We start from the raw sequence: 19,403 nt of genomic DNA, 5'->3' as shown, positions 1-19,403 counted from the left end.
TATGAGCGTCACTATTTTCGGCAAGGGCAAGAAGGCCGCGCTCAAGCGTCGTCACGCCCGCATCCGCAAGCGTATCTCCGGCACCGCCGAGCGTCCGCGCCTGGTGGTCACCCGTTCCAACCGCCACATGGTCGCTCAGGTCGTGGACGATACCAAGGGCATCACCCTGGTCTCCGCCTCCACCCTGACCGCTGACTTCGCCGGCTTCGAAGGCACCAAGGTCGAGGCCGCCAAGAAGGTCGGCGAGCTCATCGCCGAGAAGGCCAAGGCCGCCGGCATCGAGTCCGTCGTCTTCGACCGTGGTGGTCACAAGTACACCGGCCGTGTCGCCGCCGTCGCCGATGGCGCCCGTGAGGGAGGTCTGGCACTGTGAGCGAAGAAATGAAGGAAACCCAAGTGGCTGAAGAAACTCAGAACACTCAGGCTGCCCCGGCTGACGAGAACAACGCCAACGCCAACGACGAGCGTCGTGGCGGCCGCCGTGGCGGTCGTCGCGGCGAAGGCCGTCGCGGTGAGCGTCGCAACCGTCGCGAAGAGAACAAGGGCGATGAGCTCCTCGATCGCGTCGTGACCATCAACCGCGTGTCCAAGACCCACAAGGGTGGCCGTACGTTCAGCTTCGCCGCCCTCGTGGTGGTCGGCGACGGCAACGGCACCGTGGGTGTCGGCTACGGCAAGTCCCGTGAGGTCCCGGCGGCCATCGCCAAGGGCCAGCTGGACGCCAAGAAGCACATGTTCACCGTGCCGCGCGTCCGCGGCACCGTCACCCACCCGGTGATCGGTCACGACGCCGCGGGCACCGTCCTGCTGCGTCCGGCCGCCCCCGGTACCGGCGTTATCGCCGGTGGCCCGGTGCGCGCCGTCATGGAGTGCGCCGGCATCACCGACGTGCTGACCAAGTCCATGGGCTCCCCGACCGCGATCAACATGGTCCGCGCGACCGTCGCCGCCCTCAAGCAGCTTGAGGAGCCGGAGGAGATCGCCGCCCGTCGTGGTCTCGCCCTGAACGAGGTCGCCCCCGATGCCCTGCTGCGCGCCCGCGCCGCCGGCATCGCCGAGGCCCGCAAGGCCCGTGAAGAGGCTCAGGCCGCCAAGGCCGCCGAAGCGAAGGATGGTGAGTGATAGATGGCTAACCTGAAGATCACGCTCCACCACGGTCTCGTGAACCGCACGCCGAAGCAGCGCGCCGCCGCGAAGACCCTGGGTCTGAACAAGATCGGCAAGACCGTTGTCCGTCCGGACATCCCGGCCAACCGCGGTCTGGTGAACGTCGTTCGCCACCTGGTCACCGTCGAGGAGGTCGACTGATTATGGCAGACAACGAAATCCTGCAGATGCACGACCTGAAGCCGGCTCCGGGCGCCAACAAGGCGAAGACCCGCGTCGGCCGCGGTGAGGGCTCCAAGGGCAAGACCGCGGGCCGTGGCGCCAAGGGCCAGACCAAGCGCACCAACGTGCGTCCTGGCTTCGAAGGTGGCCAGCTCCCGCTGTACATGCGCCTGCCGAAGCTCCGTGGCTTCAAGAACCCGTTCAAGGTCGAGTACCAGGTCGTCAACATCGCGCGTCTCGTCGAGCTCTTCCCGGAGGGCGGCGAGGTGTCCGTCGAGAACCTGGTCGCCAAGGGCGCCGTTCGCGGCAACGCTCCGGTGAAGGTCCTGGGCGACGGTGACGTCTCCGTCGCGTTCACGCTCAAGGGCGTGAAGGCCTCCGCCTCCGCCAAGGCCAAGATCGAGGCCGCCGGCGGCAGCGTCGAAGCCTGATTCGCCTCCGGGCGCATCACCGCTTCGGTGAGATAATTTCACGACCATGACCCTCTCGCTCCCCGATGGGCGAGGGGGTCATGTCGTATGTCCACGATTTTCCACGTCGTCCGCGTCACGATCGCGCCATGATTGCGCCACGATCACACGGTGACCGTCCCGCGGATTCGACGTTCTGTTAGCGCTAGTAGGCACGATACGATATGCTCGTGCGGTAGCGTTCAAATTACGAACACATGAGCATCGCTGTAGCGCCTTGGGGCGCATGGGAGGATTCCAGGTGAGGACGTTAATCCAGGCCCTGAAGACGAAGGAACTGAGGAAGAAGATTCTCTTCGTCCTCTTCATCATCATCATCTATCGCATCGGCTCGTTCATCCCGACTCCGGGCGTGGACTATACCGTCGTGCAGAAGTGCGTGGCGACCCTGCAGGGCAGCCAGGAGAACTTCATCGGACTCGTGAACCTGTTCTCCGGCGGCGCCATGCTCCAGCTGTCGATCTTCGCGCTCGGCGTCATGCCGTACATCACCGCGTCCATCGTCGTGCAGCTGCTGCGCGTCGTCATCCCGCGCTTCGAGGCCCTGCACAAGGAGGGCCAGTCCGGCGAGGCGAAGCTGACGCAGTACACCCGATACCTCACCATCGGTCTTGCCGTGCTGCAGTCCACCACGATCCTCGTCACCGCCCGCTCCGGCGCGCTGTTCAACTACGCCTGCTCCCAGGTCATCCCGGACGGCTCCGTGTGGAACCTCATCGTCATGGTGCTCATCATGACCGGCGGCACCGGCCTGATCATGTGGATGGCCGAGCTCATCACCGACAAGGGCATCGGTCAGGGCATGTCCGTGCTCATCTTCATGTCCATCTGCTCCGGCTTCCTGCCGCAGCTGTGGGAGATCGGCTGGGGCACCAACGGCACCAACGGCGACTGGACCAAGTTCGCCATCGTCGTGAGCGTCCTCGTCGTCATCCTCATCTTCGTCGACTTCGTCGAACTGTGCCAGCGCCGCATCCCGGTGCAGTACACGCGCCGCATGATCGGCCGCAAGATGTACGGCGGCTCCTCCACCTACCTGCCGCTCAAGATCAACATGTCCGGCGTCATCCCGCCGATCTTCGCCTCCTCGATCCTCGCCATCCCGACGCTCATCGCGCAGTTCGGCAAGACCGACCAGAGCTGGGTCAAGTGGATCAACTCCAACCTCGCGAACACCACCAGCGTGTGGTACATCGCGCTGTACGCGCTGATGATCGTGTTCTTCTGCTTCTTCTACACGGAGATCACGTTCAACCCGGACGAGACCGCCGACAACATGAAGCAGTACGGCGGCTTCATCCCCGGCATCCGCGCCGGCAACGCGACCAGCCGCTACCTGAGCTACGTGATGAACCGACTCAACACGGTGGGTGCCGTCTACCTGCTGTTCGTCGCGCTCATCCCGACCGTGCTCATCATGGCCCTCGGCCTCAACACGCAGCTGCCGTTCGGCGGCACGACGATCCTGATCATCGCGGGCGTCGGCCTCGACACGCTGCGCCAGGCCAAGGCCCAGACCGAGCAGTTCCAGTACACCGGATTCCTGCTCGAAGACATCGACCACAAGGAACACTGAGTCCGTACCGTGGCCCCCGCCGGCGGGGGCTGTCGGCCGTATGGCCGACTGGGGGGTGGTGGCCGGTCGACGGAACCACCCTCAGTCCCGCGACGCGGGACAGCTCCCGCAGGCGGGAGCGCCATAACGATTCCTGAACAAACCACCAACCGCAACATACGAGATAGGAGCAACGACAATGCGTCTTCTCATCATGGGCCCGCAGGGCGTCGGCAAGGGCACCCAGGCCGCGCTGCTCGCCGAGCACTATGGCATCCCCGCCATCTCCACCGGCGACATCTTCCGCGCCAACATCAAGGGCAAGACCGAGCTGGGCCTCAAGGTCATCGAGTACACCGACAAGGGCGAACTCGTGCCGGACGAGCTGACCAACTCGATCGTCAAGGACCGTCTCGCCCAGGACGACGCCAAGAACGGCTGGATCCTCGACGGCTACCCGCGCAACGCCTCCCAGGTCGAGGCGCTCGACGCCATCCTCGCCGAGCTGGGCACCCCGCTCGACGCGGTGGTCGCGCTCGACGCCGACCACGACGTGCTGATGCAGCGCATCGCCAAGCGCGCCGAGGAGCAGGGCCGCACCGACGACAACCCGGAGGCCATCGCCAAGCGCCTCGCCACCTACGCGAAGGAGACCGCGCCGCTGCTGGACACCTACAAGTCCCGTGGCCAGCTGGTCGCCATCGATGGCGTCGGCGAGATCGACGAGATCCAGAAGAACATCGTCGCCGCGCTCGACGCCCGCTGAGCGTAGCGGACATACGCGCCGGTACGTGCGCGACGCCGTGAACGCCGTGACATCGCGCGCATATACCACACGACCGTAGAGCCGGACAAAATGACACGCCGAGTGTCGATTTCGTCCGGCTCTTCGCTATTCTTGTAACTTGGTGTGTCTTCGGATACGTCAATGTAATGCAACCAACGAAACGGAAGCCGGGAGCTCATGGCAAAAGACGGTGTGATTGAAGTCGAAGGTCGGGTGGTCGAAGCACTGCCCAACGCGATGTTCCGCGTTGAACTTGAGAACAAGCACATCGTGCTGGCCACCATTTCCGGCAAGATGCGGAAGAACTACATCCGCATCCTCCCGCAGGACCGCGTCGTGCTCGAGATGAGCCCGTACGATCTCAACCGCGGTCGCATTACGTACCGTTACAAGTAAGGTACAAGCAAAGGATAACCATGAAGGTCAGCCCTAGTGTGAAGAGGATCTGCGAGAACTGCCGCGTGATCCGTCGTCACGGCCGCGTCATGGTGATCTGCACCAACCCGCGCCACAAGCAGCGTCAGGGCTGAGAGCAGATTCTCCAGCGGCACAATTGAAAATCAGGCGCTCACTCACAGTGCTTCCCGCAAGGGAACGACACTGAACCACGGGTACGTAGGCCCGTGCCGGACAGCTGGACGAGTGGGTGCAAGACCTACGTCAACCAGAAGGAATCGCAATGGCACGTCTTGCCGGAGTCGACATCCCCAATGAGAAGCGCATTGAGATCGCCCTCACCTACATCTTCGGTGTGGGCCGCACTCGTGCGAAGGAAACGCTTGCCGCGACCGGTATCAACCCGGACATCCGCGTCAAGGATCTGACCGACGAGCAGCTGATCACGCTGCGTGACTACCTCGAGGCCAACTACAAGATCGAGGGCGATCTGCGTCGTGAGATCGACGCGGACATCCGTCGCAAGATTCAGATCAACTGCTACCAGGGCCAGCGTCACCGCAGGGGACTTCCTGTGCGCGGCCAGCGCACCAAGACCAACGCCCGTACCCGCAAGGGCCCGAAGCGCACGGTCGCCGGAAAGAAGAAGGCCACCAAGTAGTAGTGGCATTGGCACGGGCCACGGGGTAACACCCATCGCCCGAGCCGCAACCCCAAGCAAACAAATTCGTTACTAGGAAACGAGGGTCAATGGCAGCGCCTAAGCAAGCCGCTCGTAAGCCCGCTCGTCGCCGCGATCGCAAGTCGATCCCGGTGGGCCAGGCTCACATCAAGTCCACTTTCAACAACACGATCATCTCGATCACCGATCCGTCCGGCGCGGTTGTGTCCTGGGCGTCCGGTGGCGACGTCGGCTTCAAGGGCTCCCGTAAGTCCACGCCGTACGCTGCCGGCATGGCCGCCGAGTCCGCCGCCCGCAAGGCGATGGAACACGGCGTCAAGAAGGTCGATGTGTTCGTGAAGGGCCCGGGTTCCGGTCGTGAGACCGCCATCCGCTCCCTGCAGTCCGCTGGTCTCGAGGTCGGTTCCATCACCGACGTCACCCCGCAAGCGCACAACGGCGTTCGTCCTCCGAAGCGTCGTCGCGTCTGAGCACTACTAGACAATATTCATCCAACCCGCTGTTGGCCCGGTGAGTGCACCACCGGCCAAAAGCTGAAAGGATACCACAGTGCTTATTGCACAGCGTCCGACTCTTACCGAGGAATCGCTGAACCCCCAGCGCTCCCGCTTCATCATCGAGCCGCTCGAACCGGGCTTCGGCTACACGCTTGGCAACTCGCTGCGCCGCACCCTGCTGAGCTCGATTCCGGGAGCCGCTGTGACTTCGGTGCGTATCTCCGGTGCCCTGCATGAGTTCACCACGCTGCCGGGCGTCCAGGAGGACGTGACTGAGATCCTGCTCAACATCAAGGGCATCGTGCTCACCAGCGAGTACGACGAGCCCGTCGTGATGTACCTGCGCAAGAGCGGCAAGGGCGAGGTCACCGCCGGTGACATCACCCCGCCGGCGGGCGTGACCATCGCGAACCCGGACATGCACATCGCCACCCTCGCCGAGGACGGCGAGCTCGAGATCGAGTTCACCGTCGAGCGTGGTCGTGGCTACGTTCCGGCCGCGATGAACAAGCAGGACAATGACGAAATCGGTCGTATCCCGGTCGATTCCATCTACTCCCCGGTGCTCAAGGTGAGCTACAAGGTCGAGGCGACCCGTGTGGAACAGCGCACGGACTTCGATAAGCTCATCCTGGACGTGGAGACCAAGCCGGCCATCTCCCCGCGCGACGCGGTGGCTTCCGCCGGTTCCACCTTGGTGGAGCTGTTCGGCCTGTGCCGTGAGCTCAACACCCAGGCCGAAGGCGTCGAGGTCGGCCCCGCCCCGGTGGCGGAGGAGTCCAACCCCGAACTCGCCGTGCCGATCGAGGATCTCAACCTCACCCAGCGCAGCTACAACTGCCTGAAGCGCGAGGGCATCCACACCATCGGCGAGCTGGTCTCCCACACTGAGCAGGATCTGCTCGATATCCGCAATTTCGGCATGAAGTCCATCGACGAGGTCAAGGAGAAGCTCCAGTCTCTGGGCATGTCTCTCAAGGCCTCCCCGCTGGGTGGCTTCGATGCCAACAATCTCGAAGGCGGCACCTTCTTCTCGCCTGAAGACGAGTGAGAACCCGTTAGCCGCATTCGACCAACCGTCCGACCGGTTCGGATGTTCGGGCCACTGCCCACCTGAACCGGCCTGACATAAGGAGTTACTATGCCCACACCTAAGAAGGGCCCGCGTCTGGCCTCCAGCCCGGCGCACGAGCGCCTGATGCTCGCGAACATGGCCACCAGCCTGTTCCAGAACGGCCGCATCGTCACCACGCTGCCGAAGGCCAAGCGCCTTCGTCCGCTGGCCGAGCGCCTGATCACCTTCGCCAAGCGCGGTGATCTGCACTCCCGCCGTCGCGTGATGCGCGTCATCCGCAACAAGTCCGTCGTGCACGTGCTGTTCACCCAGATCGCCGAGCAGATGGAGCAGCGTGAGGGTGGCTACACCCGCATCGTGAAGATCGCCCCGCGCAAGGGCGACAACGCGCCCGCCGCCATCATCGAGCTCGTCACCGAGCCGGTGAGCAAGAAGCAGGCCGTCGTGAAGGAAGCCGAAGCCGCCGCCAAGTCCGCCGAAGCTCCGGCTGCCGAGGCTCCGGTCGAGACCGCCGCCGAGGCCACCGAGGCTCCGGCCGAGCAGGCCGAGTGAGCCGTTAGCGTCAGCTGACCTAATACCAAAGGGGTCGGGAATCCACGTGATTCCGACCCCTTTCGCATACTCACCCATTTCTCCATCCCCTTCCTATCCCACCTATCCCACCTATCCCACCTATCCCACCTATCCACCCCACCCCATCACCCACCCACTCATCCCATGGTGCGGTAAAACACCCATGGTGCGGTAGGCGAAAACGGCGGAATTCCGCCGTTGTGGAGAAAGTGTGTTGCCGCACCATGGGGGAGGTGACGCTGGGGGGAGGTGACGCTAGGGGGAGGTGACGCTAGGAGGAGGTGACGCTAGGGGGAGGGGGTATGGGAGGTGGGTTTTACGAGAGGTGCGGGAGAGGATATGGGAGGGGAGCTACGGCAATGTGCGGACGGCGCGGATCGCCTCGGCGCGGGAGGCGAGCTTGTCGTCCGGCGGGTAGGCGACGTGCTCCAGCGTGAGTCCCTGCGGCGCAATCGGCCCCGTCGATCCCTCGCGCTTCGGCACGGCCATTTTGCCGGCGAACCAGTCCAGATCGCGTTTGCCGATGCCCACCGCGACGCACGCGTTGACGAGCGATCGCACCATGTTGCGCGCGAACGCGTCCGCGACGATCGTGAAGCACACCAGTCCCGACTCCAGCGTCGGCGTCACGTAACCGATTGTCGCGACGTCGCCGGTACCGTGCGTCGCGACGTCGTCGCGCGCCGGTACCAGCGGGCGCGACGGGACGCGCGTCCACGTGGCGCGTTTCACCTCGCGGATCGTCGTGCCTCCCGGATTCGGCGTCGCGAACGAACCGAAATCATGCAGGCCGAGCGTCATCGCCGCCGCCCGGTTCATCGCGTCGAGGTCGAGAGTGTCGTCGATGTGCAGCACGCAGCCGCGCAGCCGCGGGTCCACCTCGCTCGCGCGGTCGGCGATCCGATACACGTACGTGCGTTCCAGCGCCGAGAAGCGCGCGTCGAAGCCGTCCGGCGCGACGGACACGCGATGAATCGCGATGTCCGTCGGCAGGAGCCGCTGCAGACGATGCTCCAGCGCGGTGACCGCCGGCACCTTCATGTGACCGACGGCGCGTTCCAGCGTCGATTCGTCGATGTCGAGATGGCAGACCTGATGGCTCGCGTGGACGCCCGTATCGGTGCGTCCGGCGACGACGAGACGCAGCGGCTCGTCGGGATCATGTTCGGGCACGCGCAGCAGCTTATGCAGCGCCGCCTCGATCGTGCCCTGCACGGTGCGGATGTGGGGTTGCGTGGCCCATCCGTAGAAGCCGCCGCCGTCGTATGCCAGGTCGATGCGCAGTCGTGTCATAGCCAACGAGTATACGGAATGGCCCGGCGCGATTCTCGTGCGCGAAATGCCGGTTTCGCGCACGAGAATCGCGCATAGGGGAGGAGGGACCGCGGCGGTGACGTGTTCGTAACATTGGCGCGCGTTTGCCGAAACCGTGTCTTCCTACCGTGAAACGAGTACGAAATGAACAACCCATCACAAGGAAAGTGGCACGATGATTGAATCGGCGGCGAGCAGGCTTGCGGCGGAACTGGTGGCGCGACGTGAGGAGATCAACCGCGAACTGAGCCGCAACGGCGTGCGGTTCGGCGTGTACAAGGACGGCGTGTACAAGGACCGTCTGTTCCCCTACGATCCGATTCCGCGCGTCATCGAATCCGACGAGTTCGACGAGCTGGAGGCGGGCCTGAAACAGCGCGTCAACGCGTTGAACGCCTACCTCAAGGACATCTATTCGGAGAAGCGGATCATCCACGACGGCGTCGTGCCCGAGGAGTTCGTGTACACGTCCGCCGGCTACTATCCGCAGGTGAACGGCGTGACGCCTCCCGGCGGCGTGTTCGCGCACATCGCCGGCGAGGATCTCGTGCAGGGCGAGGACGGCCGCTGGTGGGTGCTCGAGGACAATCTGCGCATCCCGTCCGGCGCCAGCTACCCGCTGTTCGCGCGCGACATCGAACGCCGCACGAATCCGCGCCTGTTCCGCGAGGTGCATGTGCGCGACAACCGCGACTACCCGCGGCTGCTGCGCAAGTCGATGGACTTCGTCTCCACCGAGGGCATCGCCGTGGTGCTCACGCCGGGACGCTACAACTCCGCGTTCTTCGAGCACGCGTATCTGGCGGAGAAGACCGGCGCGACGCTCGCCTTCCCCGAGGATCTCGAAGTCGTCGAGAACAAGCTGTTCTTCCTCGACTACGCGGGCAACCGCCACCGCGTCGGCGTCGTCTACCGCCGACTCGCCGACGACTTCCTCGACCCGTTCGCGTTCAACCCGGATTCGGTGATCGGCGTGCCGGGGCTCCTGTCCGCCTACCGCGCCGGCAACGTGGCGATCGTCAACGCGCCCGGCAACGGCGCCGCCGACGACAAGGCCATCTACTATTTCGTGCCGCGCATGATCAAGTACTACCTGAACGAGGAGCCGATCCTGCGCAACGCGCCCACCTACATGCCGATGTTCGAGAAGGACCGCAAGGAGGTCCTCGACCGCATGGGCGAACTCGTCATCAAGGACGTGGCCGAGGCGGGCGGCTACGGCGTGGTCTTCGGCCGCGACCTCGACAAGGCGAAGCGCGAGGAGCTGGCCGACAAGATCAAGACCGACCCGCGCCGGTTCATCGCGCAGGAGATCATCCAGTTCCGCGACATCGACGTGGTCGACCCGGCCACGGGGGAGCGGAGCCCGCGCAAGTGCGACCTGCGCGCGTTCGTCGTGACCGGCCAGAACACGCACGTGTGGTATTCCGGGTTGACCCGCTACTCGTCCGTGCCCGGCCAGATGATCGTCAACTCCTCGCAGGGCGGCGGCTTCAAGGACACGTGGGTGCTCGCCCCGTCCGACGGCAGCAAGGACTTCGCACGCGGCGCCGAGATCGAATCGGTGAGCCTCATGCCGCATGCGCGCAAGCACTCGCTCCAGCTCGTCACCGCATCCAAGGCCGACAACCTGTACTGGCTCGGCCGCTACACCGAACGCGCGTTCACCACGCTCGTCCAGTTCTTCCCGTTCTATGACCGCGTGATGGACGAGAACCCGGACGCGTTCCGTCCGTTCGCCCGCGCGCTCGACTTGCCGGAGGATTTCGAGGACTTCGACACGTTCATCCACTCGTTCCTCTACGACGGCACGAACCCGGATTCGGTGCGCTCTGCGATCGTCGCCGCGTTCAACAACGCGGTCATCCTGCGTCCGGAACTGTCGTCGCGTCTGCTGCAGTACGTGGAGCTCGCGATGACGAACATCACCGACGCGGCCGAACGCTCCGCCAGCGCGGAGGACATCTACACGCAGCGCGACATCGCCGACGACATGCTCGCCTTCTGGGGCGGCATCGAGAACTCGGCGGCCGACATGACGCTCAAGGCGTTCATCTTCATCGGCAAGTACATCGAACGCATCGACCTGTACACGCGCTTCGGCATGCCGATGGCGCAGATGGAGGCGCCGCTGCGCAAGCTGGAGACCTACGCGCACGCGCTCGATGGCATGCCGCTGCCGCAGTGCTTCGCCGAGGGCGTGAGCTGGCTGCTCGGCCAGTTGCCGCAGCGCGGCTACCCGGAGCTCAACGGTCGTCTGCAGGAGTTCCTCAGCGACTTCGGAAGCCGCTCCATCCATGGCGACGTCAAGGACGGCAGCTCGCTCAACTCGATGAACATGGACGCGCGCCGTCCGTGACCCAGGTCACACTGGTAAAGTTGGAAGACAGTATGTCGTTGTTGTTGTTGCCGTCCACTTTCCGGAGCCCGAAAGCATGAAGAAACTGGTGTTTGATTATGAGATGAAGCTCAGCTTCAGCTCGCCGGTCACCGATCATCGTTTCCAGTTGCGGTGCATCCCCGCCACCGGCCCGCGCCAGCAGGTCGTGGACGTGGAAATCGACATCGAGCCGGACGTGGATCTGGAGACCACCATCGACTCGTTCGATTCGGTCGTGAAGACCGGGTACATCCCCGAGCCGCATGACGTGTTCAACTACAAGGTGACCGGCATCGCGTTCGTCGACAACGAGCACATCAAGCCGGAGATCTACAAGCCGCTCTACCGGTTCGACTCCGCGCTGACGATCCCCGGCCCCGCGATCGAGGCGCTGACAGCGATCTGCCGCGGGCGTCTCGCCGCCCTGCCGGACAGCGCCTCGCCGATCGACAAGGCGCGCGAGATCATGGACGAGGTGTTCCGCGCGTTCGTCTACACGCCCGGCTCCACGACGATCCGCACTACCGCCGAGCAGGCGCTGGAACAGCGCAAGGGCGTGTGCCAGGACTACGCGCACGTGATGCTGTCCGTGGCGCGCCACTGCGGTCTGATCGCGCGCTACATCGCGGGATTGCTGGGCGGCGAGGGCGCGACGCACGCGTGGGTGGAGATCTACCACAACGGCCGGTGGATCGGCCTCGATCCGACCCACAACCGCATGGTCGACGACAACTACATCACGATCGCCCACGGCCGCGACTACCGCGACTGCATGCTCGACATCGGCATCTTCTCGGGATACAACGTCCAGCAGAGCCAGTGGGTCAACGCCTCCGTCCACGAGCAGGAGCTGTAGCGGCGGGTTGGGCGCGGCGGCCGGGTGCGCGCGACGCGGGCCTCGCGACGCGCGGTGATTTGCGTATCGGACGAACAGGCTTATAATGAACAGGTTGCGTTTTACGTGACGATTGGATAAGTGTCCGAGCGGTCTAAGGAGCACGCCTCGAAAGCGTGTGAGGGCGAACCCCTCCGCGAGTTCGAATCTCGCCTTATCCGCCCCTAGGGTTTCAGGCTTCGGCCTGAAACCCTTTTTCGTAGACTGGCTGGCACCCTTCCGGCGAAGAAGGGCTAAACGTGTGTTTTAGAGTTCCCGGGTGTGGTGCGGGTGCTGTCGCAGGGGAGACAGCGGCGGCACTCCTGAACGGGGTTGCCGGGTTATAGGGGTTACGTAAAGAAACGTGGTGAAGCAAGTCCGCTGCTTCGTGTCCTTATTGTTTCTCTGAAGGGGCTTCCAGCGAAACGATAAGGATATCGGCTGTCCTGTCCGGTTCGCCGGGAGCATGTGGCGAACCGAAACGGTTTCCGAGTGACTGGGTTGTTTCGATGACGTTGTCGATTGCTCTGTCTTCCACTCAACCCGTATCGCCCTGTTTTCCACGTTGAGTGCGAGGATCATGCTCTTCCCCTGTGCGCCACACTTCGGTTCGCGGGGCGTTGTGTGGCACGTGTTTGCGCCACTCTCGGCAGGAACTGGTGGGTTCTGCGTAAGTGTGGGCGAGAGGCCGTGCCACATGACGTGTGATGTGCCCATTTTCGTGCTTGTGTGGCGTGATACTGCGCCACGTGACGTGTTGGGGATGCGGTTTCGACGTTGTGTGGCGCGATACTGCGCCACACTTCGGTTCGCGGGGCGTTGCATGGCACGTGTTCGCGCCACACTCGGTAGGAATCGGTGGGTTCTGCGTAAGTGTGGGCGAGAGGTCGTGCCACATGACGTGTGATGTGCTCATTTTCGTGCTTGTGTGGCGCGATACTGCGCCACACTCCGGAATGTGAGGTTTATCACACCTATTGATTTCGCGTGGAAAATCTGCCACCGCGCGCGTGCGAATAGCGGCGGCATCCCGTGGACACAAGACTGTTCTTCCCAAAGAATCCTTCGTACATTGCGAAATGCTTTCGCGGCCGCCCACCAGCGACTCAAGGGAATCAGGGGCGGAATCCGCGAAGAACCTCCGCAAAGGAACGAAAGGAACCAGGATGACCGCATCATCCCGCCGTGCCGCGATCGCCACATTCGCGGCCGTCGCCGCGCTCGGTGCCGGACTCGTCGCGCCGACCGCATACGCCGCCGAAGCCAAGACCACCAGCGACGCCACGCTCACGTGGAGCCTCAACAGGGAATCGAACTGGCGCGCCTACGCGCCGGGCACGTTCAACTTCCTGTCCGCCGGCATCGTCGACAAGACCTCGGCCGGCGACTCCGTCGAGGAGAACGAGTGGAAGCAGACGGACGGCAACGTGTCCATCGAGAAGAAGCAGGCCGACGGCACGTACAAGGCCGCCACCTGGGCCGGCCTCAAGACCACGCCGGACGGCAAGGACCTGCCCGCCGCCTATTCCGCGACCGGCGAGGGCAGCGGCAACCGCGTCAAGCTCACCAAGGGTTCCGGCACGATCGACGCCGCGAACGACGACGCCGAGATCTCGTGGGACGGCGCGTTCACCGTCGTCTACTACTCCGGCCTCAACCAGTGGTACGCGAAGGACCTCAAGCTCACCGTGACGAACGGCTCCGGCAAGCTCACCGCCACGCTCGGCGGATGGGGCACCGACATGAACGATACGAGCAAGTTCTCCGTGCTCGATGAGGAGAAGGACGTGGAGATCGCCACGCTCTCCAACGTCGACGTGAAGGACGACGGCACCATCGTCACCCCCGACTTCAACGAGACCGACGTGGACGGCCAAGGCACGATGTTCAAGAGCTGGCCGAAGCCGTTCCTCGACTTCGTGACCAAGACCGGCTCCGGCCCGTACTGGTACGCCTCCGGCGGCGCCGCCGACCAGCGCAAGGCCCCCGCCGAGATCCAGGTCTCCTACACCGCGAAGGCACCGGAACCGCAGGCCACCGTGCCGGACGCGCCGGCCAAGCCGACAGCGACCGTCGCCGGCAGCATGGCCGACCCGTACCAGGTGAAGGTCGACTGGAAGGCCCCGGCCAAGGACGGCGGCTCCGCGATCACCGGCTACACCGTCACCCTCACCCCGTCCACCGGCGACCCGGTCAGCCAGGACGTGGACACCACCACTGCCACGTTCGGCAAGCTCACCGCGCAGAACGTCTCCTACACGGCGTCCGTCGTCGCGAAGAACGCGGAAGGCTCCTCCGCCGCGTCCGCCGCCTCCGACCCGGTCACTCCGAACGCCGATCCGGCCGACAAGCCGTCCATCACCGTCGAACCGACCGGCGACATCGATCCGGCCGTGGAGAACACGTTCACCGTCAAGGGCACCGGCTTCACCGGCGGCGCCGCCTTCTACGGCGCGTACGCCGTCGTCGCCGACACGAGCAAGTGGAACGCCGGCCGGAATCCGACCTCCGCGGACGACTTCGTCAAGGCCGTGTGGGTCAAGGCCGCCGACATCAAGGACGGCGCCTTCACCGCCACCGTCACCGTGCCCGCCGGCTCGCTCGAATACGGCAGGACCTACGTTGTCGGCACGACCGCCGCGCACGGCCTGTCCCTGACCGACCGTCGCCTCGACGCCGCCACCGCGATCACGCTCAAGGCCCAGCCGCAGTCCCCGGTCACCCCCGCCCCGGACCAGTCCACGGGTGATGGTGACGGCACCGATTCCGGCACCACCGGCGGCACCGGCACGACCGGCGCGACCGGTTCGACCGCGACCGGCACCACGAACACCACGACGACCGCCGCGCTGAGCGCCACCGGCGCCTCCGTCGCCGCGCTCGCCGCCGTGATGATCGCGCTCGCGGCCGCCGCGGCCGCCGCGACCATCCTGCGCCGCCGCAACGCCTGAGACGGATGATGACCGACTCCCGCCGCGCTCGCCGCCGCCCGCGCTCCATCTCGCGCGTCGCGGCGGCGACCGTGGCCGCGTGCCTGCTGGCGCTCGGCGGCTGCGCGAACATCGGCACGATCTCCGAGGCGAGTCTCGACAGCTGCGACGTGCCTACCGTCTCCAGCGAGCCGAATCCGCCGCAGCTGCCCGACGTCACGCAGCTCGCCGACCCGCGCACGATCGAAGGCCCCACCACCGCATACACGCGGTCGGACCAGATCATTCCGATTACGAACGTGCCGTTCGAGGAGCAGCGGCTGCCCGTCACCGTGGAAAGCGCGGACGGGCCGGAACAGACCGTGACGGATACGACGCGCATCCTCGCGCTCAACCAGAACGGCGGTCTCGCCGCGGCCGTGTATGCGCTCGGATTCGGCTGCAACCTGGTCGGCCGCGACACGGCCACCGGATCGTCCGGCATGGACAAGCTACCCAAGGTGACCGTCAACGGCATGGACCTGAACGCGGAGGCGATCCTCGCGCTGGAACCCACCGTCATCATCACCGACACGTCGATCGGCCCGTACGACGTGCAGCTGCAGTTGCGCCAATCCGGGATTCCGGTCGTGTTCGTGCCGTTGGAAAGCGAGAAGGGCGTCGCCGGCGTGGGCGCGCAGATCCAGGCCGTCGCCGACGCGCTCGGTGTGAGCGACCTCGGCAAACAGCTCGTCACACGCACGAACAGCGAGATCAGCCAGACCATCCAGATCATCCAGCGCACATTCGTCCCCACGGACGAGAAGCGACGCCCCCGCATCGTGTTCCTCTACGTGCGCGGCACATCGATCTACTACTGGTTCGGCGAAGGCTCCGGCGCGGATTCGCTCATCCAATCGATCGGCGCGGTCGACGTGGCCGAGGAGGTCGGCTTCAACGGCATGGCCCCCACCAACTCCGAAGCGCTCATCAAGGCGAAACCCGACGTGATCCTCGCGATGACCCTCGGCGTCCAATCCGCGGGAGGCGTCGACGGCATGCTCGCCATGCCCGGCATCGCGGAGACGCCAGCCGGCCAGCACCGGCGCATCGTCGACATGAGCGACTACGAGATCATGAGCTTCGGCCCGCAGACCGCGCAGGTGCTGGCCGCGCTCGCCACCGCCGTCTACGCGCCCGAACACAGCTACCAGCCGGACAGCAAGCCGGAAATCATCCAGAAACGACTCGACGAGATGCAGCAGGAAAGCGAGGGAACCCGGCAATGACAGCGTCCCCAACGCAGCAGTCCCGACGTGACGCGCGCATCCGCGCCAACGCGGCCGACCTCGGCCTCGCCGCCCGCACCCCGCGCGTGACCGCCTTCACCTTCATCGTGCTCGCCGCGGGGCTCATCGTCATGACCGTCGTCTCCGCGTCGCTCGGCCAGCTCATCATCCCCTTCGACCAGGTGCTCGGCTCCGTGCTCGACAAAATCGGCCTCCACTGGCTGCAAGGCCCGTCGCGCGCGTTCGGCGAGGAGGCGTTGTGGAACGTGCGCTTCCCGCGCATCGTCATGGCGATCGTCGTCGGCGCGGCGCTCGGCGTGGCCGGCGCGCTCATGCAGGGCGTGTTCGGCAATCCGCTCGCCGAGCCGGGCACGGTGGGCGTCTCCTCCGGCGCGGCCGTCGGCGCGAGCTGTTCGATCCTCATGGGATGGGATTTCCTCGGCGCGCTCACCACGCCCGCGCTCGCCTTCGCGTGCGGCCTGTTCACCACATTGTCCGTCTACCTGCTCGCACGCCGCGACGGCCGTACCGAGGTCGTCACGTTGATTCTCACCGGCGTGGCCGTCAATGCGGTGGCCGGTGCGCTGATCTCGTTCTGCACGTTCGCCGCGCCCACCTCCGCCCGCGACCAGATCGTGTTCTGGCAGATGGGCTCGTTCAACGGCTCGCGCTGGAACCAGGTCGCGCTCGTCGCGCCGATGTGCGTGGTCGGCGTCATCGCCGTGCAGTTCATGGCGCATCGTCTCGACCTGCTCGCGCTCGGCGAGAAGCCGGCCCGCCATCTCGGCGTCGACGTGGAGCGTCTGCGCTTCCGCTCGATGCTTGTCGTCGCGCTGCTCGTCTCGTCGGCGGTCGCGTTCTGCGGCATCATCGCGTTCGTGGGTCTCGTCGTGCCGCATCTGCTGCGCATCATCATCGGTCCCGGGCATCGCGCGCTGCTGCCCGCCTCCGCGCTGGGCGGCGCGCTGCTGCTCACCATCGCCGATTTCGCCGCGCGCACCACGATCCGGTTCGCGGACCTGCCGATCGGCATGCTCACCTCGCTCGTCGGCGGACCGTTCTTCTTCTGGCTGCTGCGCCGCAGCCGCTCCAAGTCGGGAGGTTGGGCATGAACATCCTGAACCCGCGCCGTACGCATCGCCCGCCAGTCCCGCCGCAGCCGGGCGACATCGTGCTGGAACTGGACGGCGTCGGCATCGAGATCGACTGCCGCACCATCCTCAATCGTATAGACCTCGACATCCGCGCCGGCGAACTGCTCGCCATCGCCGGGCCCAACGGCGCCGGCAAATCCACGATGCTGGGCGCGATCACCGGCGACGTGCCGGTCACGTCCGGCTCGATCAGCCTGTTCGGCGAGCCGATCGCCGCGTGGGACGCGACCGAGCTCGCGATGCGCCGTTCCGTGCTCATGCAGAACGTGGACGTCACGTTCCCGTTCACCGTCGACGACATCGTGCGCATGGGCCGTTCGCCGTGGGAGGGCACGCCCGACGAGCTGGACGACGACATGATTGTCGCGTCGGCGATGGCGATGACCGAGTCGATGTCGCTCGCGGAACGCGTCTACACGTCACTGTCCGGCGGCGAGCGCGGGCGCGCCGCGTTCTCGCGCGTGCTCGCGCAGGCCGCGCCGATCCTGCTGCTCGACGAGCCGACCGCGGCGATGGATGTGAAGCATCAGGAGATGCTGATGCGTCTGGGCCGCGACTACGCCGAGGCCGGCTGCGCGGTGGTCGTCATCGTGCATGCGTTGGATGCGGCGGCCGCATGGTCGGATCGTGTGGCGCTGCTCGAGCGCGGCCGGATCGCCGCGCTCGGCACGCCCGAGGAGGTGTTCACGTCCGCGCGCCTGTCCGCCGTGTACCAGTGTCCGATCGAGGTGCTGCGGCGCGGCGACGGGAGCCTCGTGATTCTGCCGGAACGGCCGGCCGTGAGTCGTCACGTGTACGGCCGCCGTCAGACCATCCATGGGAAGGAGACATGATGATGGGGAAGAGGATGACCGCCCGCGTGACGCCGCGCGTCGCGACGCGCATGGCGGCGTGCGGTGCGTCCGTATTGCTGTCCGCGGTGATGCTCGTCGCGTCCGCGTTGGCCGGCGTGTGGCCGGGTGTTGCGTCGTCGGCTTTCGTCCCGTCCGCCCATGCCGCGGGTGCGAGCGTCGTCGTCGGCGTGGATGGCGGCACGCTTAATCCGGACGGGAATACGGCGGTCGCGCTGTCCGGCAGCGGATTCCAGTCCGTGAAGAACGGGTTCGGCGGCATCTACGTGCTGTTCGGATGGGTGAGCGACCCGTCCGGCGACTCGTGGAAGCCGTCTCAGGGCGGTGTGACCGGCGAGACCTACAAGTATGTGCCGGACGACGAGAACGCGCCCGCCGGCTACGACGTGTTCGTCGCGTTCCCCGGCAGTTCGACCGCGTCGGCGGCGAACGGCGGAACGATTGCGTCCGACGGCACGTGGAGCGCGACGATCACCGTGCCCGGCGCGAAGTTCACGAGTACGGACCGTTCCGGCAACCCGTCGGACGTGGACTGCACGGCCGTGCAGTGCGGCATCATCACGATCGGCGCGCACGGCGTCGCGAACGCGAACAACGAGACGTTCACGCCGTTGACGTTCGGCGCGACGGCCGCGTCCGCCGCGGGCGCTGCGGGTGCCGCGGACTCCGGTGCCGCGCAATCGGGGCGGCAGGCGGGGGCGGCGTCCGGTTCGGGCGCGACCGGCAAGACCGGCAAGAGCGCGGGCGGCGCGACGGTCGCGGACGACGCCGCACGACAGGTTACGGATGCAATGCTGGAAGGAGCGAATGTGGGAACCCCGTCCTTGGGTGTGGCCGGATGGCTGATCGTCGCCGCGGCGATCATCCTCGGCATGACCGTCATCGTACTGGCGGCGGGATGCGGCGGCTATCTCGCCGCGAAATCGTTGCTGCTCGGCGTCTCGCCGGCGGCGATGGAGAAGGAGATGGCGCGGCGTGAGCGTCGCGCCGAGAACGTGCGTGCGCGTGAGGAGCTCAGATCCGCGAAACGGCGGCGCAAGCAGGCCGAACGGCTGGCGCGCGAACGGGCGAAGGCCGGCATCGCCGGCGATGAGACGCAGGTGCTCGCGTCGCCGGTGGGGGAGACCACGGTGACGCCCGCGGTCGCGGGTACGTCGGGCGTCGTCGTGCGTCGTGCGGCCGACATTCGCGGGTTCTTCACCCGTCATGCGGCGGCCGACGCGGCGACGAACGCGGCGACGGCACAGGAGGTCTCGTGATGGACGTGT

20 protein-coding genes and 1 tRNA gene are annotated in these 19,403 nt (G+C 65.7%); 20 read left to right on the top strand and 1 reads right to left on the bottom strand.

Features of this window, described 5'->3' with window-relative positions:
- Position 1: 1 nt before the first annotated feature.
- The 12 genes from rplR to rplQ all read left to right on the top strand — a co-directional run bounded on the left by rplR (position 2) and on the right by rplQ (position 7,343).
- Entirely contained in the window at positions 2-373 is a 372-nt protein-coding gene (rplR, locus tag BSTEL_RS03740) for a 50S ribosomal protein L18 (protein WP_034527275.1), read from the top strand.
- Positions 370-1,122 carry a 30S ribosomal protein S5 gene (gene rpsE / locus BSTEL_RS03735; RefSeq protein WP_084686093.1) on the top strand — a complete coding sequence of 251 codons (753 nt, stop codon included), beginning with the start codon at positions 370-372 and terminating at the stop codon, positions 1,120-1,122. Before rplR ends, rpsE begins: the two co-directional genes overlap by 4 nt.
- A 3-nt stretch (positions 1,123-1,125) precedes the next feature.
- Positions 1,126-1,308: a 50S ribosomal protein L30 gene (gene rpmD, locus BSTEL_RS03730; protein WP_034527270.1), complete on the top strand. Its 183-nt coding sequence runs from the start codon at positions 1,126-1,128 to the stop codon at positions 1,306-1,308.
- A gap of 2 nt (positions 1,309-1,310) precedes the next feature.
- Positions 1,311-1,760 (top strand): 50S ribosomal protein L15, encoded by a 450-nt coding sequence (gene rplO, locus BSTEL_RS03725; RefSeq protein WP_034527269.1) that lies wholly within the window; start codon positions 1,311-1,313, stop codon positions 1,758-1,760.
- Between the two features lie 280 nt (positions 1,761-2,040).
- Positions 2,041-3,375 (top strand): preprotein translocase subunit SecY, encoded by a 1,335-nt coding sequence (gene secY / locus BSTEL_RS03720; protein WP_034527469.1) that lies wholly within the window; start codon positions 2,041-2,043, stop codon positions 3,373-3,375.
- A 178-nt stretch (positions 3,376-3,553) separates the two neighbouring features.
- On the top strand, positions 3,554-4,120 hold the full coding sequence (locus BSTEL_RS03715; protein WP_034527267.1) for an adenylate kinase: 567 nt from the start codon (positions 3,554-3,556) through the stop codon (positions 4,118-4,120).
- A gap of 198 nt (positions 4,121-4,318) precedes the next feature.
- Positions 4,319-4,537, top strand: coding sequence for a translation initiation factor IF-1 (gene infA / locus BSTEL_RS03710; protein WP_004268611.1), 219 nt, complete (start codon positions 4,319-4,321; stop codon positions 4,535-4,537).
- A gap of 20 nt (positions 4,538-4,557) precedes the next feature.
- Positions 4,558-4,671 carry a 50S ribosomal protein L36 gene (rpmJ, locus tag BSTEL_RS03705; protein ID WP_003814578.1) on the top strand — a complete coding sequence of 38 codons (114 nt, stop codon included), beginning with the start codon at positions 4,558-4,560 and terminating at the stop codon, positions 4,669-4,671.
- 149 nt (positions 4,672-4,820) lie between these two features.
- A complete protein-coding gene (gene rpsM / locus BSTEL_RS03700; protein ID WP_034527264.1) occupies positions 4,821-5,198 on the top strand; it encodes a 30S ribosomal protein S13 in 378 nt (125 codons plus the stop codon).
- 89 nt (positions 5,199-5,287) lie between these two features.
- Positions 5,288-5,689 carry a 30S ribosomal protein S11 gene (gene rpsK, locus BSTEL_RS03695; protein ID WP_034527262.1) on the top strand — a complete coding sequence of 134 codons (402 nt, stop codon included), beginning with the start codon at positions 5,288-5,290 and terminating at the stop codon, positions 5,687-5,689.
- A 79-nt stretch (positions 5,690-5,768) separates the two neighbouring features.
- Positions 5,769-6,767 carry a DNA-directed RNA polymerase subunit alpha gene (locus BSTEL_RS03690; RefSeq protein WP_034527259.1) on the top strand — a complete coding sequence of 333 codons (999 nt, stop codon included), beginning with the start codon at positions 5,769-5,771 and terminating at the stop codon, positions 6,765-6,767.
- A 90-nt stretch (positions 6,768-6,857) separates the two neighbouring features.
- Positions 6,858-7,343, top strand: coding sequence for a 50S ribosomal protein L17 (rplQ, locus tag BSTEL_RS03685; RefSeq protein ID WP_034527257.1), 486 nt, complete (start codon positions 6,858-6,860; stop codon positions 7,341-7,343).
- Positions 7,344-7,715: 372 nt separating this feature from the next.
- Here the strand turns inward: rplQ and truA are convergent, their stop codons facing one another.
- Positions 7,716-8,657: a tRNA pseudouridine(38-40) synthase TruA gene (truA, locus tag BSTEL_RS03680; protein ID WP_034527254.1), complete on the bottom strand. Its 942-nt coding sequence runs from the start codon at positions 8,655-8,657 to the stop codon at positions 7,716-7,718.
- Between the two features lie 196 nt (positions 8,658-8,853).
- On the opposite strand from truA, the gene BSTEL_RS03675 reads away from it, so the two are divergent.
- The 8 genes from BSTEL_RS03675 (at position 8,854) to BSTEL_RS11355 (ending at position 19,394) form a co-directional block, all read left to right on the top strand.
- Positions 8,854-11,037, top strand: coding sequence for a circularly permuted type 2 ATP-grasp protein (locus BSTEL_RS03675; protein WP_034527252.1), 2,184 nt, complete (start codon positions 8,854-8,856; stop codon positions 11,035-11,037).
- Between the two features lie 76 nt (positions 11,038-11,113).
- Positions 11,114-11,914, top strand: a complete 801-nt coding sequence (locus BSTEL_RS03670) for a transglutaminase family protein (RefSeq protein WP_034527249.1) — start codon at positions 11,114-11,116, stop codon at positions 11,912-11,914.
- A gap of 114 nt (positions 11,915-12,028) precedes the next feature.
- A tRNA-Ser gene (locus BSTEL_RS03665) sits at positions 12,029-12,114 on the top strand.
- A 984-nt stretch (positions 12,115-13,098) separates the two neighbouring features.
- Complete coding sequence (locus BSTEL_RS11360) at positions 13,099-14,883, top strand: fibronectin type III domain-containing protein (protein WP_051922831.1); 1,785 nt, start codon at positions 13,099-13,101, stop codon at positions 14,881-14,883.
- A 5-nt stretch (positions 14,884-14,888) separates the two neighbouring features.
- The gene (locus tag BSTEL_RS03655) at positions 14,889-16,130 is read left to right on the top strand and encodes a heme/hemin ABC transporter substrate-binding protein (protein ID WP_202962067.1); all 1,242 of its coding nucleotides are present in this window, start codon (positions 14,889-14,891) and stop codon (positions 16,128-16,130) included.
- A complete protein-coding gene (locus BSTEL_RS03650) occupies positions 16,127-17,242 on the top strand; it encodes a FecCD family ABC transporter permease (protein WP_084686091.1) in 1,116 nt (371 codons plus the stop codon). The genes BSTEL_RS03655 and BSTEL_RS03650 overlap by 4 nt, the downstream gene beginning before the upstream one ends.
- Positions 17,239-18,117 (top strand): heme ABC transporter ATP-binding protein, encoded by an 879-nt coding sequence (locus BSTEL_RS03645; RefSeq protein WP_051922830.1) that lies wholly within the window; start codon positions 17,239-17,241, stop codon positions 18,115-18,117. Before BSTEL_RS03650 ends, BSTEL_RS03645 begins: the two co-directional genes overlap by 4 nt.
- Positions 18,114-19,394, top strand: a complete 1,281-nt coding sequence (locus tag BSTEL_RS11355; RefSeq protein ID WP_156963149.1) for a hypothetical protein — start codon at positions 18,114-18,116, stop codon at positions 19,392-19,394. The genes BSTEL_RS03645 and BSTEL_RS11355 overlap by 4 nt, the downstream gene beginning before the upstream one ends.
- Positions 19,395-19,403: the final 9 nt, after the last annotated feature.

It is taken from the genome of Bifidobacterium stellenboschense, from assembly GCF_000741785.1.
In the GTDB taxonomy this organism is placed as follows: Bacteria; Actinomycetota; Actinomycetes; order Actinomycetales; family Bifidobacteriaceae; genus Bifidobacterium; species Bifidobacterium stellenboschense.
The sequence above is the reverse complement of the archived record's forward strand: the minus strand, read 5'-3'. Positions and strand labels throughout refer to the sequence as shown.

What these genes read in the sequence shown, in the direction of transcription:
- rplR (WP_034527275.1), top strand. Translation starts at nt 2, where the DNA reads ATGAGCGTCACTATTTTCGGCAAGGGCAAGAAGGCCGCGCTCAAGCGT.
- rpmD (WP_034527270.1), top strand. Translation starts at nt 1,126, where the DNA reads ATGGCTAACCTGAAGATCACGCTCCACCACGGTCTCGTGAACCGCACG.
- rplO (WP_034527269.1), top strand. Translation starts at nt 1,311, where the DNA reads ATGGCAGACAACGAAATCCTGCAGATGCACGACCTGAAGCCGGCTCCG.
- BSTEL_RS03715 (WP_034527267.1), top strand. Translation starts at nt 3,554, where the DNA reads ATGCGTCTTCTCATCATGGGCCCGCAGGGCGTCGGCAAGGGCACCCAG.
- infA (WP_004268611.1), top strand. Translation starts at nt 4,319, where the DNA reads ATGGCAAAAGACGGTGTGATTGAAGTCGAAGGTCGGGTGGTCGAAGCA.
- rpmJ (WP_003814578.1), top strand. Translation starts at nt 4,558, where the DNA reads ATGAAGGTCAGCCCTAGTGTGAAGAGGATCTGCGAGAACTGCCGCGTG.
- rpsM (WP_034527264.1), top strand. Translation starts at nt 4,821, where the DNA reads ATGGCACGTCTTGCCGGAGTCGACATCCCCAATGAGAAGCGCATTGAG.
- rpsK (WP_034527262.1), top strand. Translation starts at nt 5,288, where the DNA reads ATGGCAGCGCCTAAGCAAGCCGCTCGTAAGCCCGCTCGTCGCCGCGAT.
- rplQ (WP_034527257.1), top strand. Translation starts at nt 6,858, where the DNA reads ATGCCCACACCTAAGAAGGGCCCGCGTCTGGCCTCCAGCCCGGCGCAC.
- truA (WP_034527254.1), bottom strand. Translation starts at nt 8,657, where the DNA reads ATGACACGACTGCGCATCGACCTGGCATACGACGGCGGCGGCTTCTAC.
- BSTEL_RS03675 (WP_034527252.1), top strand. Translation starts at nt 8,854, where the DNA reads ATGATTGAATCGGCGGCGAGCAGGCTTGCGGCGGAACTGGTGGCGCGA.
- BSTEL_RS03670 (WP_034527249.1), top strand. Translation starts at nt 11,114, where the DNA reads ATGAAGAAACTGGTGTTTGATTATGAGATGAAGCTCAGCTTCAGCTCG.
- BSTEL_RS11360 (WP_051922831.1), top strand. Translation starts at nt 13,099, where the DNA reads ATGACCGCATCATCCCGCCGTGCCGCGATCGCCACATTCGCGGCCGTC.
- BSTEL_RS03655 (WP_202962067.1), top strand. Translation starts at nt 14,889, where the DNA reads ATGATGACCGACTCCCGCCGCGCTCGCCGCCGCCCGCGCTCCATCTCG.
- BSTEL_RS03650 (WP_084686091.1), top strand. Translation starts at nt 16,127, where the DNA reads ATGACAGCGTCCCCAACGCAGCAGTCCCGACGTGACGCGCGCATCCGC.
- BSTEL_RS03645 (WP_051922830.1), top strand. Translation starts at nt 17,239, where the DNA reads ATGAACATCCTGAACCCGCGCCGTACGCATCGCCCGCCAGTCCCGCCG.
- BSTEL_RS11355 (WP_156963149.1), top strand. Translation starts at nt 18,114, where the DNA reads ATGATGATGGGGAAGAGGATGACCGCCCGCGTGACGCCGCGCGTCGCG.